Genomic DNA, 4551 nt, shown 5'->3' with positions numbered 1-4551 from the left:
CGGCCGGGCGGAGCTTGGGCCGCCGCGTCCACTGCGTTGTCGGCCTCGCGCACGATGGTCCACGCCCGCGCGCGGTCCTCGTCGAGGCCGGCCCGCTCGCAGATGATCGCCAGGCGTCGCCGCAGCGACCAGCGGATGCCGGAGCCCGTGCCGAGCTCGTCGGCCCGGTTCCACAGCGCCGGGGCGACCTCGAAGGCGGGGTCGCCGGCCATCGGCTTCGGGTCGATGGCGAGCCAGGAGGCGCGCCGGGCGCCGAGCACGTTCGCATAGTGCAGGTCGGTATGCAGCAGCACCTCCTCAGCGGGCTCGGACCGGGCCAGCTCGCTGGCGAGCGCGGCGGCCTGTTCGAGGTAGCGGCGGGGGATGACGGGCGGGGCCCGGCGCAGCTCGACGGCCTGCCGTCGGGCGTACTCGGTCAGGCGCGGCACCCGCGGGTGTGCAGGCCGACGCAACCTCGCGAGGAGGTCTCCGATGACCTCGCACGCCGCGTCGACGGGGACGCCGTGCAGGTCGCGGGTCTGCAGCCGCTCGAGCAGGATCGCGAAGCGAGCCGGGTCGGCGCGGTAGAGACGCACGACACCGCGACCGTTCCAGAGCTGCAGGGCCAGGGCCTCGCTCGCGGCCTCGGGGTGGGGCCAGGTGACCTTGAGGACCGCCTCGCCGCCGGCTCCTGCGAGCTCGCGGCCCGCGCCGATCAGCCGGACCGGGACGGCCACGGAGCACTGGCCGGTCATCGTCGGCGCGACCGGCTCCAGCTCCCACTCGGCCAGCAGCTCGTCGAGCAGCCGGGGCAGTCGGGCCGTCCAGTCCGCCCCCGAGACGTAGCCGTCGCTCGCATGTCCGCTGACACGCTCCGCGAAGTTCGCCGGCACCAGGCGGCTCACGTCGGCCGGGTCCCGCTCGTGCCCGGAAACGCCGCGAGCGGTATGCCGTGTGCCGGGCCGAGTGCCTGCACCCGCGCGCTCCACGTGCCCACCGTGGCCAGGTCGCCGGCGGGCGACGGGGCGGACACCAGCGTGGTCGTGGCCGCGACGGCCCGGGTGAGCAGGTCCTTGGCGAGCCGTTGGGCGGCGCCGGGCGTCGTGACGGGGTAGGGCAGTGCCCAGCCGACGGGTGGCGGCGCGCTGTCGGGCAGGTCCGCGCCGAGCTCCTCGAGGATTCGGCGCAGCTCGCTCAGGGTGTCGACGGCGGTGCGGCGGGTCGCGCCCACCGACTGGGCGGCCACGACCTCGAAGCCGTAGACGAGGGCGGCGGTGTGCTCCACGAGACTCGGGTGCAGCTGCTGGGATCCCCGCTGGATCCGGACGGTACGCCCGAGGCGGACCGCAGCGGCCAGCCGGGCGGACGTCGCGGACAGCAGCACCTCCCGGTTGGCGGCGCTCGCCGTCGCGAGCGAGTCCCAGCGCGTTGGTGGCAGGTCGGTCAGCGCCTTCGCGAAGCCGGCGGAGTCCTGCGGGCCGGAGGGCCGGGCAGCTGCCTGGCCGGTGGCCGCGTTGCCCGACGGCGTCGCGGTCGCGGCGCCGCCGATCTCCGTCGTCGGCACGCCCTGGTTGGTCAGACGCCCGGTCAGCACCGTGTCCTGCCGTCCCAGGATCCGCAGTGCGTCAGCCACCGCGGGCCGACGGCGCTCGCTCGCCGCGAGACGTCGGCCGCGAGCGCGCAACGCTCGCAGGTCCTGGACGAAGGCGACGACCAGGTCCTCGTCCGGCACCCGCATCCGGGTGGGCACCGGTGGTGGCAGTCGGGGCAGGTCGAGTCGCAGCCCGCACCCGCCGAGCAGGGCCGCCGAGGCACCGAGGCCCGCGCCGAGGAAGCTGCGTCGCGAGGGGGTGGGCGACGTCGGGGCGGCAGGCGTGGGCCGGTCGTCGCCGGCCCCGCCGTCCACGCCCATGGCGAGATCATGGCACGTCGGCTCGGACGCGCCGGGACCGAGCACGTCCCCTAGAGTTGGTCCCACGGGTGCCCTGCGAGCGCCGGATTCGAGAAGACAGGAAGGACGGGCTCATGAGTGCGGCCGATCAGCTGAGACAGTCGCTCGGGCCGGTCGTCGCACCTCTCGGTCTCGTCATCGAGGACGTCACCGTCTCGCCTGCCGGCCGGCGACGTGTCGTGCGGGTGCTGGTCGACACCGACCTGGCCGGGCTCGACGATGCCGACGAGACGAGCATCGTCGCGCCCTTGTCCCTCGACCAGGTATCCGACGCGACGCACGCCGTCAGCGCCGCGCTCGAGGCGTCGGTCCTGCTCGGCGAGGGCCCCTACGTGCTCGAGGTGTCATCGCCCGGTGTCACCCGCCCGCTCACGACCCGCGACCAGTTCCGCCGCAACGTCGGGCGGCTCGTCGAGATCCGGCGCGTTGCCGGGACGGTGACCGGTCGGGTCGTCGCGGTCGGGACCGACATGGTGCAACTCGCCGTGCCGGGCGTCGGGAAGGCTGCGGCTCAGCCGGTCCGGGTCGGGCTCGACGACGTCGAGAGGGGCATCGTCCAGGTCGAGTTCGACCGGGGTGGCCATGACGGCGCCGAGCCGTCAGACGACGGCCCGGCGATCGAGGAGGAGAGCTGATGGACATCGACCTGGCAGCCCTGCGCGCCCTCGAGCGCGAGCGCGACATCAGCCTCGAGGTGCTGATCCCCGCCATCGAGCAGGCCCTCCTCGTGGCATACCACCGCACCGAGGGCAGCTACCGGATCGCCCGGGTCGAGCTGGACCGCAAGACCGGCCACGTCGTCGTCTGGGCTCGCGAGGAGGGCGAGTTGCTCCCTTCCGTCGACGACGAGCGCCCGGAGCGCGCGGAGCCCGGGCCCGAGTTCGACGACACCCCGGAAGGCTTCGGGCGCATCGCGGCCGCGACCGCACGGCAGGTCATCGTCCAGCGGCTTCGCGACCTCGAGGACGAGGCCGTCCTCGGTGACTTCAGGGGCCGCGAGGGCGACGTCATCTCCGGCGTGGTCCAGCAGAGCCAGGATCCGCGCAACGTGCACGTCGACTTCGGCTCGGTCGAGGGGTTGCTGCCGCTGGCCGAGCAGGTGCCGGGGGAGCGCTACCTGCACGGTGACCGGCTGCGCACCTACATCGTGAGTGTCAAGCGTGGGCTCAAGGGACCGCAGGTCGGGTTGTCGCGCACCCATCCGAACCTCGTCCGTCAGCTGTTCCGGTTCGAGGTCCCCGAGATCGCCGACGGCACCGTCGAGATCGCGGCACTGGCCCGCGAGGCGGGTCACCGGACAAAGGTCGCGGTGCGCTCGACCGTGCCCGGCGTCAACGCCAAGGGGGCCTGCATCGGGCCGATGGGCGCCCGCGTCCGGGCCGTGATGACCGAGCTGCGCGGCGAGAAGATCGACATCGTCGACTTCTCGGACGACCCCGCGGCGTTCGTCGCGGCCGCGCTGAGCCCCGCACGGGTCCAGTCCGTCGAGATCGTCGACCCCGCGGCACGCGCCGCTCGGGTCACCGTGCCGGACTACCAGCTGAGCCTGGCCATCGGCAAGGAGGGGCAGAACGCCCGGCTCGCCGCCAAGCTCACCGGCTGGCGCATCGACATCCGGCCCGACACCGAGCAGGAGTGAGGCGGGGAACAAGCAGGGCGGCATACGCGCTAGACTGGTGCGTGGCCGACCGGACTGGACCCCGAGCTGAGCCATCCCGCACCTGTGTGGGATGTCGACGCACGGATAGCTGGTCGGCGCTGCTGCGAGTCGTCGCGGACCAGGCTGCGGACGGGGTGCCCCCCAGTGGGGCGACCATCCTCGGTCCTGACCCGAGGCGTCGGAAACCCGGGCGTGGTGCGTGGATGCACCCAACGTTCGAGTGCTTCGAGCTGGCGGTGCGCCGGAAGGCGTTCGGACGTGCCCTGCACCTGCAGGGGCCGGTCGATCTCCACCGGGTCGCCCGGCATCTCGGGGTCCGGCACCCGTAGCGCCCCGGTCGGCACGCTCGTGCCGGCCACCCGAAACAAGGAACGGTCAACGCACATGAGGCGGGTTGAAGCGTGATGAGCACCCGATGAGTACTCAGCGATGAGCAAGCCCCAGTCGTAACGACGGTTCGGCCACCCTGTCGGTCGGACCGAGACAGGAGAGATGTGGCCAAGGTCCGGGTCTACGAGCTCGCCAAGGAGCTCGGGGTCGAGAGCAAGGTGCTGCTCGCCCACCTGAAGAGCCAAGGAGAGTTCGTGCGGTCGGCGTCATCGACGATCGAGCCCCCCGTAGTCCGCAAGATCAAGGAAACCTTCCCGCAGGGGAAGGCCGCTGCCGCCGGGACCTCCACGCCCAGGCGCGCGGCCGCGCCCGCTGCGCCGTCGAAGGTCGCGGCCCGCCCGGCCGGCAAGGATGCGCCGGCGCCCACCGAGGCGCGGGCGCAGGCCACCCCGGCAGCGAAGGCGCCGGCTGCGGCGCCGGCCGTTGCCACGTCGGCGGCCAAGGCACCCGCCCCGGCGGCACCGGCTCCGGCGACGCCGGCCAACGTTGCACCGGCTCCAGCCGCCGCGGCGGCTGCCTCGGCACCAGCCGCGACTACAGCCGCAGCCGCGGCGCGAGCCGCGGCTTCGGC

General features: G+C 73.7%; 6 protein-coding genes. 4 read left to right on the top strand and 2 right to left on the bottom strand.

Features of this window, described 5'->3' with window-relative positions:
• Both WMI84_RS17045 and WMI84_RS17040 read right to left on the bottom strand, forming a co-directional pair.
• Positions 1 to 884 (bottom strand): aminoglycoside phosphotransferase family protein (locus WMI84_RS17045; protein ID WP_347354971.1); only part of this gene is annotated, 884 nt, incomplete at its 3' end.
• The gene (locus tag WMI84_RS17040) at positions 881 to 1891 is read right to left on the bottom strand and encodes a hypothetical protein (protein ID WP_347354970.1); all 1011 of its coding nucleotides are present in this window, start codon (positions 1889 to 1891) and stop codon (positions 881 to 883) included. The genes WMI84_RS17040 and WMI84_RS17045, both read right to left, overlap by 4 nt.
• Before the next feature lie 113 nt (positions 1892 to 2004).
• On the opposite strand from WMI84_RS17040, the gene WMI84_RS17035 reads away from it, so the two are divergent.
• From WMI84_RS17035 to WMI84_RS17020, 4 genes are all read left to right on the top strand, one after another.
• The gene (locus WMI84_RS17035; protein ID WP_347354969.1) at positions 2005 to 2565 is read left to right on the top strand and encodes a ribosome maturation factor RimP; all 561 of its coding nucleotides are present in this window, start codon (positions 2005 to 2007) and stop codon (positions 2563 to 2565) included.
• Complete coding sequence (nusA, locus tag WMI84_RS17030) at positions 2565 to 3569, top strand: transcription termination factor NusA (protein WP_347354968.1); 1005 nt, start codon at positions 2565 to 2567, stop codon at positions 3567 to 3569. Before WMI84_RS17035 ends, nusA begins: the two co-directional genes overlap by 1 nt.
• Positions 3566 to 3919 carry a YlxR family protein gene (locus tag WMI84_RS17025; protein WP_347354967.1) on the top strand — a complete coding sequence of 118 codons (354 nt, stop codon included), beginning with the start codon at positions 3566 to 3568 and terminating at the stop codon, positions 3917 to 3919. The genes nusA and WMI84_RS17025 overlap by 4 nt, the downstream gene beginning before the upstream one ends.
• A gap of 165 nt (positions 3920 to 4084) precedes the next feature.
• A partial coding sequence (locus WMI84_RS17020; RefSeq protein ID WP_347354966.1) for a translation initiation factor IF-2 N-terminal domain-containing protein occupies positions 4085 to 4551 on the top strand: 467 nt, incomplete at its 3' end.

Source organism: Intrasporangium sp. (assembly GCF_039812505.1).
GTDB lineage: Bacteria > Actinomycetota > Actinomycetes > Actinomycetales > Dermatophilaceae > Intrasporangium_A.
This window is presented reverse-complemented; position numbering and strand designations above follow the sequence as displayed.

Bases quoted from the DNA above. Each gene is read 5' to 3' on its own strand.
- WMI84_RS17040 (WP_347354970.1), bottom strand. From the start codon at position 1,891: ATGGGCGTGGACGGCGGGGCCGGCGACGACCGGCCCACGCCTGCCGCC.
- WMI84_RS17035 (WP_347354969.1), top strand. From the start codon at position 2,005: ATGAGTGCGGCCGATCAGCTGAGACAGTCGCTCGGGCCGGTCGTCGCA.
- nusA (WP_347354968.1), top strand. From the start codon at position 2,565: ATGGACATCGACCTGGCAGCCCTGCGCGCCCTCGAGCGCGAGCGCGAC.